Origin of the sequence: Sphingobium sp. JS3065 (assembly GCF_026427355.1) — a bacterium.
GTDB lineage: Bacteria > Pseudomonadota > Alphaproteobacteria > Sphingomonadales > Sphingomonadaceae > Sphingobium.
Genome location: NZ_CP102664.1, coordinates 1,512,084 through 1,532,855, shown reverse-complemented (window position 1 = coordinate 1,532,855; position 20,772 = coordinate 1,512,084). Strand labels below are relative to the sequence as shown.

Annotated in this window: 19 protein-coding genes; 8 read left to right on the top strand and 11 right to left on the bottom strand. The window is 63.0% G+C overall.

Annotated elements, in window-relative coordinates; genetic code table 11:
* Positions 1-31 precede the first annotated feature (31 nt).
* Together NUH86_RS07335 and tyrS are read right to left on the bottom strand one after the other, a co-directional pair.
* Positions 32-385, bottom strand: a complete 354-nt coding sequence (locus NUH86_RS07335) for a PilZ domain-containing protein (protein ID WP_267251816.1) — start codon at positions 383-385, stop codon at positions 32-34.
* A 76-nt stretch (positions 386-461) separates the two neighbouring features.
* Positions 462-1,679 (bottom strand): tyrosine--tRNA ligase, encoded by a 1,218-nt coding sequence (gene tyrS / locus NUH86_RS07330; RefSeq protein ID WP_267251815.1) that lies wholly within the window; start codon positions 1,677-1,679, stop codon positions 462-464.
* 118 nt (positions 1,680-1,797) lie between these two features.
* On the opposite strand from tyrS, the gene NUH86_RS07325 reads away from it, so the two are divergent.
* The 3 genes from NUH86_RS07325 to NUH86_RS07315 all read left to right on the top strand — a co-directional run bounded on the left by NUH86_RS07325 (position 1,798) and on the right by NUH86_RS07315 (position 4,514).
* Complete coding sequence (locus tag NUH86_RS07325; RefSeq protein ID WP_267251814.1) at positions 1,798-2,901, top strand: anhydro-N-acetylmuramic acid kinase; 1,104 nt, start codon at positions 1,798-1,800, stop codon at positions 2,899-2,901.
* 311 nt (positions 2,902-3,212) lie between these two features.
* The gene (locus NUH86_RS07320; protein ID WP_267251813.1) at positions 3,213-3,584 is read left to right on the top strand and encodes a hypothetical protein; all 372 of its coding nucleotides are present in this window, start codon (positions 3,213-3,215) and stop codon (positions 3,582-3,584) included.
* Positions 3,585-3,659: 75 nt separating this feature from the next.
* Positions 3,660-4,514: a transporter gene (locus tag NUH86_RS07315; RefSeq protein WP_267251812.1), complete on the top strand. Its 855-nt coding sequence runs from the start codon at positions 3,660-3,662 to the stop codon at positions 4,512-4,514.
* Positions 4,515-4,531: 17 nt separating this feature from the next.
* On the opposite strand, the gene NUH86_RS07310 is transcribed toward NUH86_RS07315, so the two are convergent.
* Positions 4,532-5,707, bottom strand: a complete 1,176-nt coding sequence (locus NUH86_RS07310; protein ID WP_267252054.1) for a vWA domain-containing protein — start codon at positions 5,705-5,707, stop codon at positions 4,532-4,534.
* A 97-nt stretch (positions 5,708-5,804) separates the two neighbouring features.
* On the opposite strand from NUH86_RS07310, the gene NUH86_RS07305 reads away from it, so the two are divergent.
* Positions 5,805-7,211, top strand: coding sequence for a methyl-accepting chemotaxis protein (locus tag NUH86_RS07305; protein WP_267251811.1), 1,407 nt, complete (start codon positions 5,805-5,807; stop codon positions 7,209-7,211).
* 2 nt (positions 7,212-7,213) lie between these two features.
* On the opposite strand, the gene NUH86_RS07300 is transcribed toward NUH86_RS07305, so the two are convergent.
* The 8 genes from NUH86_RS07300 to NUH86_RS07265 form a co-directional block, all read right to left on the bottom strand.
* Positions 7,214-8,242, bottom strand: coding sequence for a hypothetical protein (locus NUH86_RS07300; protein WP_267251810.1), 1,029 nt, complete (start codon positions 8,240-8,242; stop codon positions 7,214-7,216).
* Positions 8,243-8,334: 92 nt separating this feature from the next.
* Entirely contained in the window at positions 8,335-8,748 is a 414-nt protein-coding gene (locus NUH86_RS07295; RefSeq protein WP_267251809.1) for a GFA family protein, read from the bottom strand.
* A 48-nt stretch (positions 8,749-8,796) separates the two neighbouring features.
* Positions 8,797-9,642, bottom strand: coding sequence for an AAA family ATPase (locus NUH86_RS07290; RefSeq protein ID WP_267251808.1), 846 nt, complete (start codon positions 9,640-9,642; stop codon positions 8,797-8,799).
* A gap of 67 nt (positions 9,643-9,709) precedes the next feature.
* Positions 9,710-10,393 (bottom strand): DUF6975 family protein, encoded by a 684-nt coding sequence (locus NUH86_RS07285; protein WP_267252053.1) that lies wholly within the window; start codon positions 10,391-10,393, stop codon positions 9,710-9,712.
* A 298-nt stretch (positions 10,394-10,691) separates the two neighbouring features.
* Positions 10,692-12,737, bottom strand: a complete 2,046-nt coding sequence (gene rpoD, locus NUH86_RS07280) for an RNA polymerase sigma factor RpoD (protein ID WP_267251807.1) — start codon at positions 12,735-12,737, stop codon at positions 10,692-10,694.
* A gap of 46 nt (positions 12,738-12,783) precedes the next feature.
* On the bottom strand, positions 12,784-14,682 hold the full coding sequence (gene dnaG / locus NUH86_RS07275) for a DNA primase (RefSeq protein WP_267251806.1): 1,899 nt from the start codon (positions 14,680-14,682) through the stop codon (positions 12,784-12,786).
* Positions 14,679-14,828 carry a hypothetical protein gene (locus NUH86_RS07270; RefSeq protein WP_267251805.1) on the bottom strand — a complete coding sequence of 50 codons (150 nt, stop codon included), beginning with the start codon at positions 14,826-14,828 and terminating at the stop codon, positions 14,679-14,681. Before NUH86_RS07270 ends, dnaG begins: the two co-directional genes overlap by 4 nt.
* A gap of 63 nt (positions 14,829-14,891) precedes the next feature.
* Positions 14,892-15,344: a GatB/YqeY domain-containing protein gene (locus NUH86_RS07265; protein ID WP_267251804.1), complete on the bottom strand. Its 453-nt coding sequence runs from the start codon at positions 15,342-15,344 to the stop codon at positions 14,892-14,894.
* Positions 15,345-15,497: 153 nt separating this feature from the next.
* Here NUH86_RS07265 and carA point away from each other — a divergent pair, with 153 nt between their 5' ends.
* The 4 genes from carA to carB are packed head-to-tail and all read left to right on the top strand — an operon-like array spanning position 15,498 to position 20,718.
* A complete protein-coding gene (gene carA, locus NUH86_RS07260) occupies positions 15,498-16,658 on the top strand; it encodes a glutamine-hydrolyzing carbamoyl-phosphate synthase small subunit (protein ID WP_267251803.1) in 1,161 nt (386 codons plus the stop codon).
* On the top strand, positions 16,659-17,027 hold the full coding sequence (locus NUH86_RS07255) for a ribonuclease E inhibitor RraB (RefSeq protein ID WP_267251802.1): 369 nt from the start codon (positions 16,659-16,661) through the stop codon (positions 17,025-17,027).
* Positions 17,024-17,383, top strand: a complete 360-nt coding sequence (locus NUH86_RS07250) for a hypothetical protein (RefSeq protein WP_267251801.1) — start codon at positions 17,024-17,026, stop codon at positions 17,381-17,383. The genes NUH86_RS07255 and NUH86_RS07250 overlap by 4 nt, the downstream gene beginning before the upstream one ends.
* Positions 17,383-20,718 (top strand): carbamoyl-phosphate synthase large subunit, encoded by a 3,336-nt coding sequence (gene carB / locus NUH86_RS07245; RefSeq protein WP_267251800.1) that lies wholly within the window; start codon positions 17,383-17,385, stop codon positions 20,716-20,718. The genes NUH86_RS07250 and carB overlap by 1 nt, the downstream gene beginning before the upstream one ends.
* The last annotated feature ends 54 nt before the right edge of the window (positions 20,719-20,772 follow it).

The following is a 20,772-nucleotide window of genomic DNA, read 5'->3' as shown; positions in this document are numbered from 1 at the left end:
TCTCCATCGCCTTGCCGCTTTGCTGGATCGCCTACCAGGCCGTCTGTCGCGGCGGAATGAGCGAGAGCATGGAGTCGTAAAGTCGCGGCTCGATCCGCTGCAGAAATTCCACGCCCACCCGGCCATCCTCTACCCAGCGCACTTCCCCGGCATGATCCTTCACGACCGGCAGCCATATGGTTACCCGCTCGCCGATCGCCAGTCGCGCCTCGGTCCTGCACATCAGCCCAAATGCCGAGATATTGATGATCCGCGCCCCATGGCTGCGCCCCTGCGCCGCGATATGGCTGACCATGTCGACCAGATCGCGCTGCGCGCGCCGCTGATTGACCGCCGGGTCTCGCGACTGATTGAGATGGGCAAGGCTGGCGAACATCGAAGGCATGCCAGCAGACTAAGGTCAGGAAGATAGAGCCTTCCTTACCCTCTGTGGTTAATGCCGGATTGACGTTCTTTTGATTTCAGGTAGTTACCAGCCCATGCTTCTTCGCGCCGAAGCTGAGCTTGTCGCCCGGCTTCAGCACCAGCGCAGGATCGCTGACCACTTCGCCATTCACGCGGATGGCGCCCTCAGCCAGCTTCCGCCGCACTTCCTTATTGGACGCCGCAAAGCCCAGGGCGGTGGTCCCCTGGACGACATTCAGCCCTTCCGCGCCAAGGCTGACAGTCGGCAGATTGGCATCCGAAGCGCCCTCCTCGAAGGTCCGCCGCGCCGTCTCCGCCGCCAGCACCGCCGCTTCGGTGCCGCGGCAAAGCGCCGTAGCCTCATTGGCCAGGATCTTCTTCGCCTCGTTGATCTCCGCCCCCTGGAGCGAAGCCAGCCGCTCCACCTCATCCATCGGCAGGTCGGTGAACAGCCGCAGCCGGTTCGCCACGTCGGCATCGGCGGTGTTCCGCCAGAACTGCCAATAATCGTAGTTGGAAAGCTGATCCTCGTTGAGCCAGACCGCGCCGCCCACGGTCTTGCCCATCTTGGTCCCGTCCGCATTGGTCAGCAGCGGCGTGGTCAGCCCGAAAACCTGAGTCCCGTCCACGCGCCGGGCCAGTTCGACGCCGTTGACGATATTCCCCCACTGGTCCGATCCGCCCATCTGCAACCGGCACGCCGACCGCCGCGACAGTTCCAGGAAATCATAGGCCTGGAGGATCATATAGTTGAATTCCAGGAACGAAAGCGACTGCTCCCGATCCAGCCGCAGCTTCACCGAATCGAAGCTCAGCATTCGGTTGACCGAGAAATGCTGCCCGATGTCCCGCAGGAAGGGGATATATTCGAGCCGATCCAGCCACTCCGCATTGTCGAGCATGATCGCATCGGTCGGCCCGTCCCCGAATGTCAGGAACCGCTCGAACACCCGCTTGATGCTCGCGACATTCTGCGCGATCAGATCGGTGGTCAGCAGCTTGCGCGCCTCGTCCTTGAAGCTGGGATCGCCGATCTTGCCGGTGCCGCCGCCCATCAGCACGATCGGCTTGTGTCCGGCCTTCTGCAACTGCCGCAGCATCATGATCGACACCAGATGCCCGACATGCAGCGAAGGCGCGGTGGGATCGAAGCCGATATAGCCCGGCACGACCTGCCTGGCGGCGAGGGCGTCCAGCCCCTCCGCATCGGTCAACTGATGAATGTAACCGCGCGTTTCGAGCAGGCGGAGCAGATCGGATGAGTAGCTGGTCATAACGCCGCGCCCTGTAGCATCGTTGCGCAGCCACGCAAAAGCGGATTTCATCCGTCATCCCGAACTTGTTTCAGGAACCATTCCGTCCCACAGAACAGCTAGAGCGGAAGGACGGAACATGGACAGCCACCCCCTATTGGCAATAGGCCTGATGTCGGGCACCTCGCGCGACGGCATAGACGCCGCGCTGATCGAAACCGACGGAGAGGGCGCGAGCAAAGGCATCGCCTTCCACGCCATGCCTTACAGCGACGGTTTCCGTCTCCGCCTGGCGGAAGCCTGCCAACGCGCCATGACCATGGACAGGCCCGGCTTCGAACCGCTGATCCACGCGGTCGAGGAAGAACTGACCGAACTTCATGTAGAGGCGATTTCCGATCTTCTCGCCCGCACCGGCCATGTCACGCAGGACATCGCCGTCATCGGCTTCCATGGTCATACCGTCGCCCATCGGCCGGAACGCCGCTGGACCTGGCAGATCGGGGATGGCGCGACCCTTGCGGGCGCTTTCGGCATCCCGGTCGTCGCGGACCTGCGCAGCGCCGACGTCGCCGCGGGAGGGCAGGGCGCGCCGTTGCTCCCCGTCTATCACCGCGCCCTCGCGCACGACCTCCCGAAACCAGTCGCCGTGCTGAACCTTGGCGGCGTCGCCAACATCACCGCCATCGCCTCCGACGGAGAGATCGTCGCCTTCGACACCGGCATGGCGAGCGGCCTCATCGACAATTGGATGCGCACCCATGGCGACCGCAACTTCGACGAAGGCGGAGTAACCGCCGCCACTGGCAAGATCGACCAGGATCTTCTCAAACGCCTGCTCTCCGACCCATGGTTCGCCGTCGCGCCCCCGAAGAGCATAGACCGCGAAGCCTTCACTATCGAAGCCGCGCGCGGCCTCTCGCTGGAGGACGGCGCCGCCACCCTGACGGCCTTTTCCGCTGCCGCCGTTGGAAGGGCGCTCGATCATCTGCCCGAACGCCCGCCACGAATCTATGCCGCTGGCGGAGGCCGCCACAACGCCACGCTCATGGGGATGCTGGCGACCTATACGGGCGCGGAGGTGCGCTCTGTGGACGAACTGGGCTGGGACGGCGACGCCCTGGAAGCGCAGGGCTTCGCCTATATGGCCGTCCGCAACCTGAAAGGCCTGCCGATCAGCTTCCCCGGTACCACCGGCGCACCGCAACCCATAACCGGCGGCGTCCTCTTCGAACCGGCCTGACCATTTAACTTGGCATTGGCGAACAGGGGACGTTCAAATGGAAGAATGGGGAGGGGGTTGAAACAGTCATCCCGGCTTTGGTCGCCCATTTTGCACATATCACCTAATGACTGGCCATGACGAACATCGTCTATCTCACCGTAAATCAAGAATAATAGTGATCGATGGACTTTCCGTGAACGGATTGCTCGTCTCGAATGTGGCCGACCTAATCCTTTCGGTCGATTTCACATGAGAAGGAAATCGGCGACATGCAGGTCGGGTCTTCGAACCGGAAGCACCCTGAGACGTCACATAATAGGAGAGTCGCAGTGACCAGATTTACCCTTCCCCTCATCGGCCTTGCGGTTCTGACCGCCGCAACGGGTGCGCAGGCGCAGGACAGCAATGTGAAGGGAACCCTTCAGGACAGCAATGTCAAAGGCGTTCTTCAGGACAGTAACGTAAAGGGAACGCTGCAGGACGCCAATGTAAAGGGCACGTTGCAGGATGTGCAGGGCGCCACGAGGGCGGCCCAGGACGCGCGCACCGCATCGACCGAAGCGCGCAGCAGCGCATCGGAAGCCCGCTCCTCCGCCGCTGAAACCCGCCGCGCCGCGCAGGACGCCCGCGCCAATGCAGGCGCTGCCCGCGAAACGGCCACCTCCGCAAAGGAAGGCGCCCGCTCCGCTCGCGGAAGCTGATCGCGCATGAAGGCATGGAGAGCGAGGGCGGACCCGCCAAGGGTTCGCCCCGCTTGGCATAGGGAGGGGAAATCGATGAAGGGGACCATGATGCTGGCCGCCGCGGGCATGGCGATGACGGTAGTCGCCACGCCTGCCCAGGCGCAGATCGCGGCGCAAAGCGGCCCGCAAACCGCCCGGGCCGAAGAACCGTCCACAGGCTTATCCACAGCTTCATCCATGAGTTTTTCCACAGGCGGCCTGACCGCCATCACCGGCATCGATTACAGCAGCGGCGATTACGGCACCGGTTTCGACACCCATATCCTCGTCATTCCGATGAGCCTGCGATACCGCGCCGGCCAGTTCCGCTTCACCGCGACCCTGCCATGGCTGCGCATCAACGGTTCGTCCGCGATCGTCGGCGGCGGATCGGGCGGTGTCGTCATCGACCCGAACGCCCCGCGCACCACTCGCAGCGGCCTTGGCGATCTGACCCTGGGCGTCGGTTATGGGATACCCGAAGAGCAACTCGGCTTCGGCCTCGACCTCTCGGCCCGCGTCAAGCTTCCCACCGCTTCGCGATCCAAGGCGCTGGGCACCGGCAAGACGGATGTGACGGTCGCGGCGGAAATCTCCAAAAGTTTCGGCATCGTCACGCCCTTCGCCAATATCGGCTACCGCATGCCGGGCGACCCGTCGGGCTTCGACCTGCGCAATGCCTGGACCGCATCGGGCGGCGCGAGCGTGATGTTGGGCAAATCGGCGCTGATCGCTTCCTACGACTATCGCGAATCCACCAGCGCTTTCGCCGGCGACAGCCGGGAACTGTTCGGCGCCTTCAGCAGCCCGGTGGCGGAAAAGCTGATCTTCACCCTCTATGGCACCACAGGCCTCAGCCAAGGCGCCGCCGATTACGGCCTGGGTTCGATGATCAGCGTAAAATTCTAAAAAGCCAAATCCAATTTTCACCGCTTCCGCGTCAATTCCCGCATCGCACCGTCAATCCCCTCGATCGTCAGCGGATACATGCGCTCGTTCATGATCTCGCGGATCATCTTGGTCGACTGGCTATAGCCCCAATGCGCCTCCTGCGCGGGATTCAGCCAGACGGCCGCCGGATAGGTGTGCAGCACCCGGCTCAACCATGTCGCGCCCGGTTCCTCGTTCATATGTTCGACCGATCCGCCAGGATGGCTGACCTCATAGGGACTCATCGCCGCGTCACCGACGAAGATCACCTTATAGTCATGCCCATATTTGTGCAGCACGTCCCAGGTCGGCGTCCGTTCCGAAAAGCGCCGCTTATTGTCCTTCCACACGCCTTCGTAGATGCAATTGTGGAAGTAGAAGAATTCCATATTCTTGAATTCGCTGGTCGCCGCCGAGAATAGCTCCTCGCACAGCGTGATGAACGGGTCCATCGATCCGCCCACGTCCAGGAACAGCAGCAGCTTCACCGCATTATGCCGTTCCGGCCGCATGCGGATGTCGAGCCAGCCCTGCCGCGCCGTCCCACGGATCGTTTCCTCCAGGTCCAATTCGTCCGCCGCGCCCTCCCGCGCAAAGCGCCGCAGCCGCCGCAGCGCCACCTTGATATTGCGGGTGCCCAATTCCTTCTGATTGTCCAGATTGGCGAATTCGCGCTTTTCCCACACCTTGATGGCGCGCTTATGCTTGCTCTCGCCGCCGATCCGCACGCCTTCGGGATTATAGCCGCCATTGCCGAAGGGGGACGTGCCGCCGGTGCCGATCCACTTGTTGCCGCCCTCATGGCGGCCCTTCTGCTCCTCCAGCCGCTTCTTCAGCGTCTCCATGATCTCGTCCCAGCTACCCAGCGACTTGATCTTCTCCATCTCCTCGGCGCTCAGGAATTTCTCCGCCACCAGCCGCAGCCATTCCTCCGGAATCTCCGCCTCGACGCCTTCCGCGCCCAGCACGCCCTTGAATATGCGGGCGAACACCTGGTCGAAGCGGTCGATCAGCCCCTCGTCCTTCACATAGGTGGCGCGGGCGAGATAATAGAAATCCTCCGGCCGTTGCCCGACCACGTCGCGGTCCAGCGCCTCCAGCAGCAGCAGATGTTCCTTGATGCTGACGGGGATGCCGGCAGCACGCAGCGCGTCGAGGAAGTTGAGCATCATAATGGCGCCCTTGTCCGTCAGCTTCGCCGACGATGCAAGCGTTGCCATGTTGTAGGAATGTTAAGTGTTGCAATGCATCGTTAACAAGGCAGTATCCATGCTGAGCGGAATAGGGCGGCGATCATTGGAAAACGGGGATTTGTTGACCGACCTGGGGGAACGATCGGGCGACATCGCATTGCAATGCAGCGAAACGGCGGGTTTCCTGGGGGAACTTACGCTGCGCATCCAGGCCGATTCCGCGCATCTGGGCGAATTGCAATCGACCATGGAAGCGCTGGCGGTCAGCCAGAATGAAAGCGTGCTGGCGGCGCAGGAACTCAGCCTGACGGCCCGCCGCGCGGGGAACATCATCGCCCAGGGGCATGAAGCCATCGGGCGTTCGCTGGGGCAGGTTACGGAACTCATCGAAAATGTGACGGGGCTGGAAGGGCATTTGCGCCAGTTTCTGGACGTCATCGAAACGGTCGGCGACATTTCCGATCAGCTTGGCGCCATCGCCCGCCAGACCCGGCTGCTGGGCGTCAACGCGGCGATCGAGGCGGCGCGGGGCGGGGAGGCGACCCAGGGCTTCGCCGTGGTGGCGGACGAAATCCGGCGGCTGGCGGGGCAGGCGGGCGAATCCGCCGCGTCCGTGGGCGACAAGCTGGGCCAGCTCGACCGCGATGCGCGCCAGTTGATCGGCGGGGTGGAGGCCAATATCCTGCGCGGCCGCGACGTCGGTTCCGATATCGACACGTTGCGAATCAGCATGGCTGAAATCGCGTCGCTGGTGACGCAATTCGCGGAGCGCTCCGACACCATCGTCACCTGCACGGATGAGGCCGATGGCGATGTGGCGGCGTTGCGGCAGGGTCTGGCCCGGTTCAGCCTATCCTCGACGGAAAGCGCCACCCGCGTCCAAACCGCCCGCAGCCAGTTGGAAGGTCTGGAGGGGATGGCGAACGCCATGCTCAACACCGCCGCCCATGGCGGGCATGTCACGCGCAACAGCCGCTATATCGCCCTGGCCGAAGAAGGGGCGGAAGAGATGCAGGCCCTGATCAGGCGGGCGCTGGCGGAAGGGCAATTGGACATGGCCAGCCTGTTCGACACCGCCTACCGCCCGCTTCCCGGTTCCGAACCGGCGCAATATGAAAATGGCTTCACCGCCTTTGCCGACCGCCTCGTGCAGCCCTTACTGGACCGGCGGACGGCACAGGACAGCGCGATCGTCGGCTGCTGCCTGATCGACATGAACGGCTATCTGCCCACCCATATCAGCGCGCGCAGCCAGCCGCAGCGGCCCGGGCAGACGCGCTGGAACATGGAACATGCGCGCAACCGCCAGATATTCATGGACAGCCAGACCCGCCGCGCATTGGATGGGGAGGGGGATTTCTTCCTGTTCACCTACCGCCAGAATCTGGGCGAAGGCCGCTATCGCGCATTGCGCAGCGTCTTCGTGCCGCTGACCTTCGGCGGCCGCCGCTGGGGGCTTTACGAGGTCGGCTATCTGATCTGACTTCAGGGCAACCGGGCGTTGGCCGTCCGCACCGTCATCTCGCCATTGGCGGCATAATTGGCGGTAGCCCCGGCCTGGGCGGTCTGCGGATCTTTTCCGTCCAGTATCTGCGCGATCTGCCGGGCGCTCGGCAGCTTGTCATAGACGCCGTAGAGGTCGGTCTGCCCCACCGAATGGATCGAAAGTTGATAGCCGCGGCCCGCCTTCGCCGGATCGAACGCGACCACCGTGCCCGCATCGTCCACCGGAACGATGATCGCGCCATCTGCAGCACCCGCCTGCTGGAGAATGTCGTAGCTGCCCTCCGCCGTATCGACCCTGCCCCGCACGCAGAGCGGTTCCTGCCCTTCACGCGGCAGGGAGATAGCAACCGGCTCAACCACGTTGCGCGCCGTCAGACGGGCATCGCCGCCATCATTGGCTGGACATGCGGCCAGTCTTGCCGGCTTCGTGGCATGGATGGATGACGGGTCATCGAACCGAAGTCCCGCCAGCATGCCGTCCAGCCCATCCAGCACTTCCTTGCGCCGCTCCGTGGGGCCAGTGACGCGCAGCTTCACAACCCAGCGCCCCGCATGCAGGAAGGCGGCGGCGGTGGTCAGCGCCCCGTCCGCCGCATCGTCATAGACGGCGCGGATGGCGCGATCCGTCTGCCCCGCCACGGCAACGCCCGCATAGGCAGTGCGGCGCGTCCTGGCGCCGAAACGCTCCATCACCGCCTTGTCGGTCATATAGGCGGCGAGCGAAGCATCGGCATAGCTTGGCAGATAGACATAGAGCGTCGCCTGGATCGCGCCGTCGTCCGACAGATATTGCGCGTAATTGTCGATGCCCTTGCCGCCGTTGGAAACCTCCCCGCTCTTGGAGAGCGACAGGCCCGCCACGCTTTGCGGCATGCTGATCCCGGCGGCATCGGCGCGCAGGGCTGCGGCAGTCGGTGTCCAGGCTTCCCGTTCCTCGGCCGCGCGCACCAACGCGGGCGCTGACAAGGCCAGCACCGCCGATAAAAGGGACAACGCACGCTTGGGCATTGGCATCCTTCCCCAATTCACGACCGTCTTTGCGCGGCTTTGAATGTCAGGAGGAAGTTGAGCCGAAATGCAGGCCCCGCGCAAGCGCGCTTTTAGGCGACTGGTGGAATTTGTGCCGGATAATGGGGCAGTTCCGGGTCCAGATGCGCCCAATCGGGCGCTGCGTCGGTCCAGATGACCGCCTGAGGCCCCAAAATGTCCGGATCGTCCAGCGCTCCGGCCCGGACGAAGGTCAGGTGCGGACGCGATTCGGCCAGGCTGAACAAGGGCGTTCCGCATTCGGGGCAGAAACCGCGCCGCATCGCGTTGCCGCTGTCGGCGGTGCTGTGATGCCAGCGTACCTCACCCGTGGTCGTCACCTTGTCGGAAGGGAAGCAGACATTCACCGTCCCCGATCCGGCGCCCAGATATTGGCAGAGGCGGCACCAGCACATGCGCGCCGCCATGGGTTCCGCATCGATGCTGATCCGCACCTGTCCGCACAGGCATCCGGCTTGATGAGGCATGGATCGGGCCTTTCATGATTCCCTCCTGATGAAGGAGAGGGGCTGTCGTTACCGCCCCTGCCGTCTGGCCATGAAGGCGAGCCGTTCGAACATCATGATGTCCTGCTCATTCTTGAGCAGCGCGCCGTGGAGCGGGGGGATCGCCTTGGTCGGATCGCGGTCCTGCAACACGTCGAGCGGCATGTCCTCCGCCAGGATCAGTTTCAGCCAGTCGAGCAATTCACTGGTCGAGGGCTTTTTCTTGAGGCCCGGAACCTCGCGGATTTCATAGAAAATCTCCAGCGCGCGGTTGACCAGGATTTTCTGGATGCCGGGGAAATGCACGTCGATGATCGCCTGCATCGTCTCCCGGTCGGGAAATTTGATATAGTGGAAGAAGCAGCGGCGCAGGAAGGCGTCGGGCAATTCCTTCTCATTATTGGAGGTGATGACGACCACCGGCCGTTCCTTCGCCGCCACGGTCTCCCCGGTCTCATAGACATGGAAGGCCATGCGGTCGAGTTCCTGCAACAGGTCGTTGGGGAATTCGATATCCGCCTTGTCGATCTCGTCGATCAGCAGCACCGGCAGGGTCGGGGAGGTGAAAGCCTCCCACAGCTTGCCCTTGCGGATATAATTGCCGATGTCGTGGACGCGCTGATCGCCAAGCTGGCCGTCGCGCAGACGGGCGACAGCGTCATATTCATACAGGCCCTGATGCGCCTTGGTCGTCGACTTGACGTTCCATTCGATCAGCGGGGCATTGAGGGCCTTGGCGATTTCCTGCGCCAGCACGGTCTTGCCGGTGCCCGGCTCGCCCTTCACCAAAAGGGGACGGCGAAGCAGCACCGCAGCATTGACGGCCACCTTCAGATCATCGGTGGCGACATAATCCTCTGTGCCCTCAAACCGCATATTCGCTTCACTCTTCCTGCCTGTAATGGCCCCAACTATGGCAAAGCAGGGGGGAAGCGCAAAGCCTTTATCTATCCTTGCCGGCGCGAATCCGGGCGCGTGCCTGAAGAACGTCCCAAAGCCCGCGATGCTGGTTGAGCAACTGGCGGCTGCCGAACAGGATGGCGCGGTCGATCGCATCGTCGCCGCCGATTTCCCGCGCCACCTCCAGCGTCGCGGCGTGATCGGGCAGGTCGCAGGCATGGGGTTCCAGGCCGACGCGGATCGCGGCGATGTCCAGGACGTGCCGCACTGCCCGCCAATCGAGAATCAGCGCGATGGCCGCGCCCATGGCGCAACCGCGACGGTCCGATTGGGCGAGCATGTCGAGAGCGTGGCGTTGCTGGCTGACGACCGTTTCGCAATCGCTCTGCCCCGCGGTGCTGGGGGCGGGGCCGACCGCGACCGTCACCTGCGTCAGATAGGCCCGTTCGCGCGCGAAGGCGTCAGCCGCCTGAATCAGCCAGTTGCGCGCCGCATTGTCGGCGGATCGCGTGGCGGCATGGTCGATGACGCCCGGATGCCGGCCATGGAGCAGGCAAAGATAATAGGCCGCATCCGCCAGATCGGGCAGGGACAGGGTGGCATTCGGCCCGAAGCTTGCTTGGGCGCCACTGGCATAGCCATGGCCGGCCGTGCCGTCGGCGGCCACGACGGTCTCCAAAATCTGCGATACATCGCCAAATTGATAGCGCGGTGCTAATTCGCTCATCATCTTCCCCTGGAAGCCCCGGTGCTGGCGAGGCATCATCGGAGCGAACCTAGAGAGACGAGGTAAAAGAGGAGTTTACGCCAGTAAAAAAGGGCGGCCCGAAAGCCGCCCTTTTGGATCATTTTACCGCGCCTTAGCCTCGGCCTGCCGAGGCGCCCTCGTACCAAGTCTCGGCCTGCCGAGGCGCCCTCGTACCAAGTCTCGGCCTGCCGAGGCGCCCTCATACCAAGCCTCGGCCTGCCGAGGCGCCTTCTTACCAAGCCTTCGGCCTGCCGAGGCGTCCTCCTGCCCCGCGCCTCTATTGGTCGAGGAAGCTGCGCATCTTGCGGCTGCGGCTGGGGTGCTTCAGCTTGCGCAGCGCCTTCGCCTCGATCTGGCGGATACGTTCGCGGGTCACGCTGAACTGCTGGCCCACTTCCTCCAGCGTATGATCGGTGTTCATGCCGATGCCGAAACGCATGCGCAGCACGCGCTCCTCACGCGGCGTCAGCGAAGCGAGGACGCGGGTAACGGTTTCCTTGAGATTCGCCTGAATCGCGGCATCCACGGGGATGATCGCATTCTTGTCCTCGATGAAATCGCCCAGATGCGAATCCTCCTCGTCGCCGATGGGAGTTTCGAGCGAGATCGGCTCCTTGGCGATCTTCATCACCTTGCGCACCTTCTCCAGCGGCATGGACAGGCGCTCGGCCATCTCCTCCGGAGTCGGCTCGCGGCCCTGTTCGTGCAGGAACTGGCGGCTGGTGCGGACCAGCTTGTTGATCGTCTCGATCATGTGGACCGGAATACGGATGGTCCGCGCCTGATCCGCGATGGAGCGGGTGATCGCCTGCCTGATCCACCAGGTGGCGTAGGTGCTGAACTTGTAGCCGCGCCGATATTCGAATTTATCGACCGCCTTCATCAGGCCGATATTGCCTTCCTGAATAAGATCAAGGAATTGCAGGCCACGGTTCGTATATTTTTTAGCGATGGAAATCACGAGACGCAGGTTCGCTTCGACCATTTCCTTCTTCGCGATGCGCGCCTCGCGCTCGCCCTTCTGCACCATGTTCACGATGCGGCGGAATTCGGAAAGCGACATGCCGGTCGCCTGCGCGATTTCGCTGACTTCGGTGCGGATGCGCTCCACGGCGCGAGCCTCGGCGGCGGCGAAGGCGGCCCATTTCTTGTCCAGCCCGGAAATCCTGTCCAGCCAGCCATCGTCCAGCTCATGGTTCACATAGCGGTCGAGGAAATCCTTGCGGCTGACCTTATGCCGCTCGGCCAGGCGCAGCATCTGCCCGCCCAGCGCGGTCAGGCGCCGGTTATAGGCATAGAGCTGATCGACCAGATATTCGATCTTCTGCTGATGGAACTGGACGCTCTCGACCTCGGCGGTGAGTTGTTCGCGCAGTTCCTGATAATCGTCCTCATCCTTCTGGCTCAGCGTTTCGCCGATGGCCATGGCGATCATGCGCGATTCCTGCGCGTTGGAGAAGGTGCGGAAAATCTCCGTGATGGTTGCGAACTTCTCCAGAGCCATCGGCTTCAGAGTCTCTTCCATCTGGGCGAGGGAAAGGGTGTTGTCCTCCTCCTCTTCCTCTTCCACCCGGCGCGTGCGGCGTTCGGTCAGGCCGTCCTCATCCTCATCGGCGTCGGCGGATTCCTCCTCCGGTTCTTCCTCTTCCTTGAAGCTGGGACCGGCGGTCTTCTCGCTGATCTCGCCGTCATCGTCCTCGGCGCCTTCCTCCAGATTTTCCGGAGCCGGGTCCTTGGACAGCATTGCGTCGAGATCGAGAATCTCGCGCAACTGCATCTCGCCATTGTTGAGCGCGGTCGACCATTCGATGATCGCGTTGAAGGTGGTGGGGCTTTCGCAAAGCCCCAGGATCATGGTGTCGCGACCCGCCTCGATCCGCTTGGCGATGGCGATTTCGCCCTCGCGGCTGAGCAGTTCCACCGCGCCCATTTCGCGCAGGTACATGCGCACCGGATCGTCGGTGCGGTCGACGGTTTCCTTCTTCTTCTCCGTAACCGGGCGCGGCGAACCATCGTCGTCGGTGCTTTCGTCCGAACTCTCGTCGTCGCTGTCGTCGCGCTGATCGTCGCCGTCTTCGCTGGCTTCCTCATTCTCGACGATGTTCACGCCCATTTCGTTGAGCGCGGACATGATGTCCTCGATCTGCTCGGAGGACATCTGGTCCTGCGGCAGGGCATCGTTCAGTTCGTCATAGGTGATGTAGCCGCGCTTCTTCGCGCGGGCGATCAGCTTCTTGACCGACGCTTCATTCAGATCCAGCAACGGCGCATCGCCGGTATCCTGATCCTCGCCCGCACCCTTGCCGTTCGCCTTGCTCGCCATTTATTCGCCTTAACTCCGCCGTCCCCCTGGAAGGGACGATCCAAAATCATATACTATCTTCGGGCTGCGCCAGTTCCGCCAGGCGGCGATCATGATCCAGCTTCAACTTGTGAACCCTTTGCTGTTCCGCAAAGCTGTCCTCGTTGAGGTCGTCTCTTGCCCGCCGGGTAGCTTCCGCCAACGCCGCCTCCAACTCCGGTCCTTGCGCCATCACCCGAATCGCCTCGTCCAGATCGCGCTGCACGCGATCCGAGTCGGCTTTGCTTCTGTGGGGGGTGAATGTGAACGTGTCGGCCCGGAGCATCCCCTTTGCCATATTATACACTTCACCTTGCCCCAATATGGTAAGGAGGCCACCGGTTTCAACTGTTTCTTTGCCGAACGAGGCCGCAACCATCACCTTCATCAGTTCCGCCAGCGCCGCATCGGCGATTCGCAGCCCCGAAAGCGTTTCCCGATGGAGCGCAATCTGCTCCGGATGTCGCAGCAGACTGGCGAGAACGGCCCTCAGCAACCGTTGTTCCATGCCGCTGGCGCCAATGGCCCGCGCCTCGTTCCCGGCGGGCGGGACAGGGGGCTTCCAATTGCCCTTCTTATCCCGCTGCCAACCGGAGCGGGCGTTGCCGCCACGCTGATGCCGGGGCTGGAAAGCCTGTCGCGCAAAGAACAGCGCATCATAGCGTTCGCGAAAGGCATGGACATAATGCGCGCGCACATCGGGATGCGCGATGGCGTCGGTGATGGCGGAGAGCCGCTGCTTGAGCGCGGCGCGCTGTTCCGGCGTATCGAGGGGGGCGGCGGCCCGTTCATATTTCCAGAGCCGCTCGACCAGAGGCTCGGCTGCCGCCAACACGGCTTCCATGGCCTGAGGCCCCTCGGCACGGATCAGATCGTCCGGATCCTGCCCACCCGGCAGCGTCGCGAAGGCCAGGCTCATCCCCGGTCGCAGCAGCGGCAGGGCGCGCGTCGCCGCCCGGATCGCGGCCTTCTGCCCGGCCGCGTCGCCGTCGAAGCAGAGGATCGGCACATCGGCCATTTTCCAGAGCCGTTCGATCTGATGCTCCGTCAGTGCGGTCCCAAGCGGCGCCGCGGCTTCCCCGAAACCCGCCTGCGCGAGGGCGATCACATCCATATAGCCTTCGACGACGATGATCCGCCCGGCCTGGCGGCTGGCCGGAGAGGCCCGGTCGATATTGTAGAGCGTCCGCCCCTTGTCGAAGAGCGGGGTGTCCGGCGAGTTCAGATATTTGGGTTCCCCCGCGCCCAGGATGCGCCCGCCAAAGGCAATGACCCGGCCCCTTATATCCCGGATCGGCAGCATCAAACGCCCCCGGAACCGGTCATAGCTATCGCGTTTTCTGCTTTTATCGCCGTCCGGTTCGGCGCCATCGGGATCGATCAGCAATCCCGCCTCGATCAGCAAAGGCTCGCCAAAATCCTTGAGCGCCGCCTTGAGCCGCCCGCGCCCATCCGGTGAAAATCCGAACCCAAAGGCCTTGGCCGTCGCCGCGCTGATCCCTCGCTTCTGGAGATAGGCTCTTGCCTCCGCGCCCTCGATGCCGCCAAGCTGCTCCTCGAAAAAGGCCTGCGCCGCCGCCATGACGTCGTGCAGCCCCCTGGCCTGCTCCGCCCGCTTCGCTGCGCGGGGATCGGGGGCGGGGACGTCCATACCGGCCGCCTGCGCCAGTTCCTTCACGGCCTCCATGAACGGCAGGCCGCGCTGATCGGTCATCCAGCGGATCGCATCGCCATGAGCGCCGCAACCGAAGCAGTGATAAAAGCCCTTCTCGTCATTGATGGTGAAGCTGGGCGTCTTTTCGTTATGGAAGGGGCAGCAGGCCTTATATTCGCGCCCTGCCTTCTGCACCTTCACCGTCCGCCCGATCAGGGTCGAAAGCGAAGTCCGCGCACGCAACTCGTCGAGAAAGGCCGGAGAGAGGCTCACCGCACCTCACCCCCATAGCTCCCCTCCCGCAAGCGGGAGGGCATGTCCGGAACCATCCCGGCAGTCACCAGCGCCCGCTCAGCATCGGTGGCGTTATGGCGCAACTCACGCGCTTTCGCAGTGGGGCGGGCATAGCCTTTATCCATCAGCGTCGAACATGCCCTCCCCAAACCCCTCCCGCAAGCGGAAGGGGAGTTGTAAATGCAGTCTCAGGAAAGCGCCGCCTTCACAAGCCCGCTGGCCTTGCTCATGTCGATCACCGACCCATGGCGCTCCTTCAGCACCGCCATGACCTTGCCCATATCCTTGACGCTGGCCGCACCGACCTCAGCCTTGATCCCCTCGATGGCGGCCTTGGTCTCATCCTCGCTCAATTGCTGCGGCAGGAAGCTGTCGATCACGTCCAGTTCGGCCTGCTCCTTGGCCGCCAGTTCGTCGCGCCCGCCATTCTTGAACATTTCGATGGACTCGCGCCGCTGCTTCACCATCTTCTGAAGCACCTCGACCACGACCGTATCGTCATCCGGCACGTTCGAAGCAGTGCGCAACTCTATATCCCGGTCCTTCAGCTTCGCCAGGATCAGGCGCACGGCGGCCAACCGATCCTTCTCCCCGGCTTTCATGGCGGCGACCTGGGCGCTCTTAATCTCGTCGCGAATCATGCGAATGAATCCTGTTTCTTCCGGAAAGGTCCAGATATAACGCCAAAAGAGATTTTTAACAGGAGTTGACCCGACGGCCTCACCCGCATAGGTGACCGGCCGTTTAACCCGCAGCAGACGGGTTCCCGCAAAAGCATAAAGGACGATACGACCATGGCTGACGCCAAGACCCTCATTGTGCCCAAAGGAGCGACAGGGGTATTGGTTTTCGCCGACGGCTCCGCGGTGTTCGGGCGCGGTTTCGGCGCTGTCGGCGATGCGGTGGGCGAGCTTTGCTTCAACACGGCGATGACCGGCTATCAGGAAGTGATGACCGACCCCAGCTATGCGGGCCAGATCGTCACCTTCACCTTCCCGCATATCGGCAACGTCGGCACCAACCTGGACGATGTGGAGGCGGACGCCCCCCACGCGCTGGGCTGCGTCGTGCGGCAGGACGTGACCGAGCCTAGCAATTTCCGCAATGTCGAACCCTTCGATCAGTGGATGAAGGAAAAGGGCCGCATCGGCCTTGCCGGGGTCGACACCCGCGCCCTGACCCGCATGATCCGTATCAAGGGCGCGCCCAATGTCGTGATCGCCCATGATCCCGAAGGCCGGTTCGATCTCGAAGCGCTGGCCGCCAAGGCTGCAAGCTGGCCGGGCCTTGAAGGCATGGACCTCGCCATCGAAGTGTCGGGCAAGGAAAGCCGCCTCTGGAAGGACGGCGTGTGGAAACTTGGGCATGGCTACGGCCTGAATGAAGCGGGCGACGAACGCCCCCATGTCGTCGCGCTGGATTATGGCGCGAAGAACAACATCTTCCGCAATCTGGTGAAGGCGGGCGCCCGCGTCACCGTGCTGCCCGCCACCGCCAGCTTCGAACAGGTGATGGAGCAGAAGCCCGATGGCGTGTTCCTCTCCAACGGCCCCGGCGATCCGGCCGCGACCGGCGAATATGCCGTGCCCGTGATCCGCAAGGTGCTGGATGCGGAGGTTCCGATCTTCGGCATCTGCCTTGGCCACCAGATGCTGGCGATTGCCGCTGGCGCCAGGACGATAAAGATGCATCAGGGCCATCGCGGCGCCAACCACCCGGTCAAGCGCCTGTCGGACGGTCTGGTCGAGATCACCTCGATGAACCACGGCTTCGCGGTGGACAGCGGCACGCTGCCCGCCAATGTGAAGCCGACCCATGTCTCGCTCTTCGACGGCAGCAACTGCGGCATCGAACTGACGGACAGGAAGGCCTTCTCGGTCCAGTACCACCCCGAAGCCTCGCCCGGCCCGCAGGACAGCTTCTACCTGTTCCAGCGCTTCGTTGAGGGGCTTTAAGTGAGCCTCAACTTGCCCCCGGTTGACGAAGCCCGCCTCGCCGCAGAGTGGGAGGCGGATAAGTCCGTCCTCGCCAATCTTGCGGCCAATGGCGATGTGGCGCGTCTGGCGCGCCCGGTCGACGTCAGCTTCAAGGGCAGCGAAAAGGATTTCGAGCGCGTCCTCACCATCGCCAGCCAGTTCGGCTTCGTCGAACTGGACCGCGAGGAAGATGAGGATGGCGACCTGTTCCTCTTTCTCGAATGCGTGCAGCCCGTCGATGAACAGTCGATCCGCGCGCTGACAAAGAAATGCCTCCAGATCGAAATCCTCTGTGGCGTCGAATATGACGGCTGGGGTTGCGAGGCGCGGGTAGGGGGCGTGCATTGATTGAGTTTGAATCCGCAGTTCAAAATCCGCGTCTATTTCGAAAGGCAGTGCATTGGGCCATGAGCAATAGGGATCATATTCCTTCGCTTTCTGCTCTAGCTCCGAAGCTGACCGTGAATCAGGCGGCTGAACTCGCTCGATCATGGCAAGATGCTGGTTTCGGTCGACTGATCGAAGTCTCTGAAGAGGGAAGGCGGTCCGTTCTGTTCAGCCTTAACCAAGCCGCTTTGGCAACATCAAGCGTGTTAGATCGAAGAAGCCTAATAGGTCGCCTCGAAGCTGTCCCTAAATCCGATTGGATTGCACTCGCAGCCTTCGTCGTTTCTGTCATCGCTCTTTTTAAACCGGGGTCATAATGCCCAAACGCACCGACATCTCCTCCATCCTCATCATCGGCGCTGGCCCGATCATCATCGGCCAGGCTTGCGAGTTCGACTATTCGGGCACGCAGGCGGTGAAGGCGCTTAAGGAAGAGGGCTATCGCATCATCCTGGTGAATTCCAACCCGGCCACCATCATGACCGACCCGGAATTTGCCGACGCGACCTATGTCGAGCCGATCACGCCCGAAATCGTGGCGAAGATCATCGAGAAGGAACGCCCCGACGCCGTTCTCCCGACCATGGGCGGCCAGACCGCGCTCAACACCGCGCTTGCCCTGTTCAACGATGGCACGCTGGAGAAATATGGCGTCAAGATGATCGGCGCCGACGCGGCCGCCATCGACAAGGCCGAGGATCGCCTGAAATTCCGCGATGCGATGGACAAGATCGGCCTCGAGTCCGCCCGCTCGCGCATCGCCCACACGATGGAAGAGGCGATGGAGGCGCTGGAATTCACCGGCTTGCCGTCCATCATCCGCCCCAGCTTCACGCTCGGCGGCACCGGCGGCGGCGTCGCCTACAACAAGGAAGAGTTCAAGCGGATCGTGCAGGAGGGGCTGGACGCTTCGCCCACCACTGAAGTCCTGATCGAGGAATCGCTGCTCGGCTGGAAAGAATATGAGATGGAGGTCGTCCGGGACCGGAACGACAACGCCATCATCATCTGCTCCATCGAGAATGTCGATCCGATGGGCGTCCATACCGGCGACTCCATCACTGTCGCGCCCGCGCTGACGCTGACCGACAAGGAATATCAGATCATGCGCAACGCGAGCATCGCGGTGCTGCGTGAAATCGGCGTGGAAACAGGCGGTTCGAACGTGCAGTTCGCGGTCAATCCGAAGGATGGCCGCCTGATCGTCATCGAAATGAACCCGCGCGTTTCCCGCTCCTCCGCCCTGGCGTCGAAGGCGACCGGCTTCCCCATCGCCAAGGTCGCCGCGAAGCTGGCCGTCGGCTACACGCTGGACGAGATCGAGAACGACATCACCGGCGCGACCCCCGCGTCGTTCGAACCCACCATCGACTATGTCGTGACCAAGATCCCGCGCTTCGCCTTCGAAAAGTTCAAGGGAAGCGAGCCGCTGCTCGGCACTGCGATGAAATCGGTGGGTGAGGTGATGGCCATTGGCCGCAACATCCATGAATCGATGCAGAAGGCGCTGCGCGGGCTGGAAACCGGCCTTTCCGGCTTCAACAATGTCGATCATCTGGAGGGCGCGCCCAAGGACGATATCGTCGCCGCCCTGGCCCAGCCGACGCCGGACCGCCTGCTGGTTGCAGCCCAAGCCCTGCGCGAAGGGCTGACCGTCGCGGAAATCCACGTCATCGCCAAGTTCGATCCCTGGTTCCTGGAACGGATCAAGGAAATCATCGACGCCGAAGCCGAGATACTGAGCAACGGCCTGCCCCAGGATGCCGACGGGATGCGCCGTCTGAAGGCGATGGGTTTTTCCGACAAACGCCTGGCCTATCTCGCGCTCAAATCCGCCAATCTGCGCGGCATGGAGCGGGGCATCGCCCGCGGCTCCGGCCTGATCCACGAAGCGGTCAAGGCCATGACCGGCGGCGTCACCGAGGATGAGGTCCGCGCGCTGCGCCACAAGCTGGGCGTGCGTCCGGTCTTCAAGCGCATCGACACCTGCGCCGCCGAGTTCGAGGCGAAGACGCCTTACATGTATTCGACCTACGAAGCCCCGATCTTCGGCGAGGCGGAAAATGAGGCGCAGCCCAGCGACCGCAAGAAGGTCGTGATCCTGGGCGGCGGTCCGAACCGCATCGGGCAGGGCATCGAGTTCGACTATTGCTGCGTCCACGCCTGCTTCGCGCTGAGCGAGGCCGGCTATGAGACGATCATGGTCAACTGCAATCCTGAGACTGTATCAACCGACTATGACACCTCGGATCGCCTCTATTTCGAGCCGCTGACGGCTGAGGACGTGTTGGAAATCCTCAGCGTCGAAATGTCGAGCGGTTCACTTCTTGGAGTCATTGTGCAATTTGGCGGTCAAACTCCGCTGAAACTGGCTCAGGCGCTCGAAAATGCGGGCGTTCCGATCCTCGGCACCTCGCCTGACGCCATCGACCTCGCCGAAGACCGCGAACGCTTCGCCGCCCTCATCGACAAGCTCAAGCTCAAGCAGCCCGCCAACGGTATCGCCCGCAGCCGGGAAGAAGCCATCGCCGTCGCCAACCGCATCGGCTACCCGGTCCTGATGCGCCCCTCCTACGTCCTTGGCGGTCGCGCCATGGAGATTGTCGACGGCCAGGCGCAACTGGAGGAATATATCGCCACCGCCGTTCAGGTGTCGGGCGACTCCCCGGTGCTGATCGACCAATATCTGCGCGACGCGACCGAGGTGGATGTGGACGCGCTGTGCGACGGCGACGATGTGGTCGTGGCGGGCGTGCTCCAGCATATCGAGGAGGCGGGCGTTCATTCCGGCGACTCCGCCTGCTCGCTGCCGCCCTACAGCCTGCCGAATGAGATCATCGCCGAAATCGAGCATCAGACCGACGTCCTGGCGCGTGCGCTGTCGGTGCGCGGCCTCATGAACATTCAGTTCGCGGTCAAGGATGGTGTGGTCTACCTCATCGAGGTCAATCCCCGCGCCAGCCGGACGGTGCCCTTCGTCGCCAAGGCGATCGGCACGCCCATCGCCAAGATCGCCAGCCGCGTCATGGCGGGTGAGAAACTCAAGGATCTGCCGAAGATCGACCGCAACGCGATTTCGCACATCGCGGTCAAGGAAGCGGTCTTCCCCTTCGCGCGCTTCCCCGGCGTCGATCCGGTCCTCTCGCCGGAAATGAAGAGCACGGGCGAAGTCATGGGCATCGACAGCGATTTCGCCACGGCCTTTGCCAAGGCGCAGCTCGGCGCGGGCACCGTCCTGCCGAAGGGCGGCACCGTGTTCGTATCGGTCAAGGACAGCGACAAGCCGGTCATCCTGCCTGCCGTGCGGAAGATGGCGGCCATGGGCTTCACCATCATCGCGACCGGCGGCACCGCCCGCTATCTGGAGGAGCAGGGCATCGCCGTGCAGCCGGTGAACAAGGTGGCCGAAGGGCGCCCGCATATCGTGGACAAGATCACCGACGGCGATGTCGACCTGATCTTCAACACCACGGAGGGGTGGCAATCGCTCAAGGACAGCAAGGCGATCCGCACCAGCGCGCTGCGCGCCAAGGTCGCCAGCTTCACCACGGCGGCGGCTTCGGTGGCTGCCGCGGACGCGATTGAGGCTCTTCGGGGGCATGCCCTTGAAGTGCGGTCGCTCCAGTCCTATTATCCCGTGTCGCAAGCCTGATCCCCTGCATAAGGAAGCATGCTGCGGGTGGCCCTATGGTGGGGGCCGCCAAAG

Excerpts from the sequence above, each read along its gene's own strand:
- NUH86_RS07335 (WP_267251816.1), bottom strand. The coding sequence starts at position 385 with ATGCCTTCGATGTTCGCCAGCCTTGCCCATCTCAATCAGTCGCGAGAC.
- tyrS (WP_267251815.1), bottom strand. The coding sequence starts at position 1,679 with ATGACCAGCTACTCATCCGATCTGCTCCGCCTGCTCGAAACGCGCGGT.
- NUH86_RS07325 (WP_267251814.1), top strand. The coding sequence starts at position 1,798 with ATGGACAGCCACCCCCTATTGGCAATAGGCCTGATGTCGGGCACCTCG.
- NUH86_RS07315 (WP_267251812.1), top strand. The coding sequence starts at position 3,660 with ATGAAGGGGACCATGATGCTGGCCGCCGCGGGCATGGCGATGACGGTA.
- NUH86_RS07310 (WP_267252054.1), bottom strand. The coding sequence starts at position 5,707 with ATGATGCTCAACTTCCTCGACGCGCTGCGTGCTGCCGGCATCCCCGTC.
- NUH86_RS07305 (WP_267251811.1), top strand. The coding sequence starts at position 5,805 with ATGCTGAGCGGAATAGGGCGGCGATCATTGGAAAACGGGGATTTGTTG.
- NUH86_RS07300 (WP_267251810.1), bottom strand. The coding sequence starts at position 8,242 with ATGCCCAAGCGTGCGTTGTCCCTTTTATCGGCGGTGCTGGCCTTGTCA.
- NUH86_RS07295 (WP_267251809.1), bottom strand. The coding sequence starts at position 8,748 with ATGCCTCATCAAGCCGGATGCCTGTGCGGACAGGTGCGGATCAGCATC.
- NUH86_RS07290 (WP_267251808.1), bottom strand. The coding sequence starts at position 9,642 with ATGCGGTTTGAGGGCACAGAGGATTATGTCGCCACCGATGATCTGAAG.
- NUH86_RS07285 (WP_267252053.1), bottom strand. The coding sequence starts at position 10,393 with ATGAGCGAATTAGCACCGCGCTATCAATTTGGCGATGTATCGCAGATT.
- rpoD (WP_267251807.1), bottom strand. The coding sequence starts at position 12,737 with ATGGCGAGCAAGGCGAACGGCAAGGGTGCGGGCGAGGATCAGGATACC.
- NUH86_RS07270 (WP_267251805.1), bottom strand. The coding sequence starts at position 14,828 with ATGGATAAAGGCTATGCCCGCCCCACTGCGAAAGCGCGTGAGTTGCGC.
- NUH86_RS07265 (WP_267251804.1), bottom strand. The coding sequence starts at position 15,344 with ATGATTCGCGACGAGATTAAGAGCGCCCAGGTCGCCGCCATGAAAGCC.
- carA (WP_267251803.1), top strand. The coding sequence starts at position 15,498 with ATGGCTGACGCCAAGACCCTCATTGTGCCCAAAGGAGCGACAGGGGTA.
- carB (WP_267251800.1), top strand. The coding sequence starts at position 17,383 with ATGCCCAAACGCACCGACATCTCCTCCATCCTCATCATCGGCGCTGGC.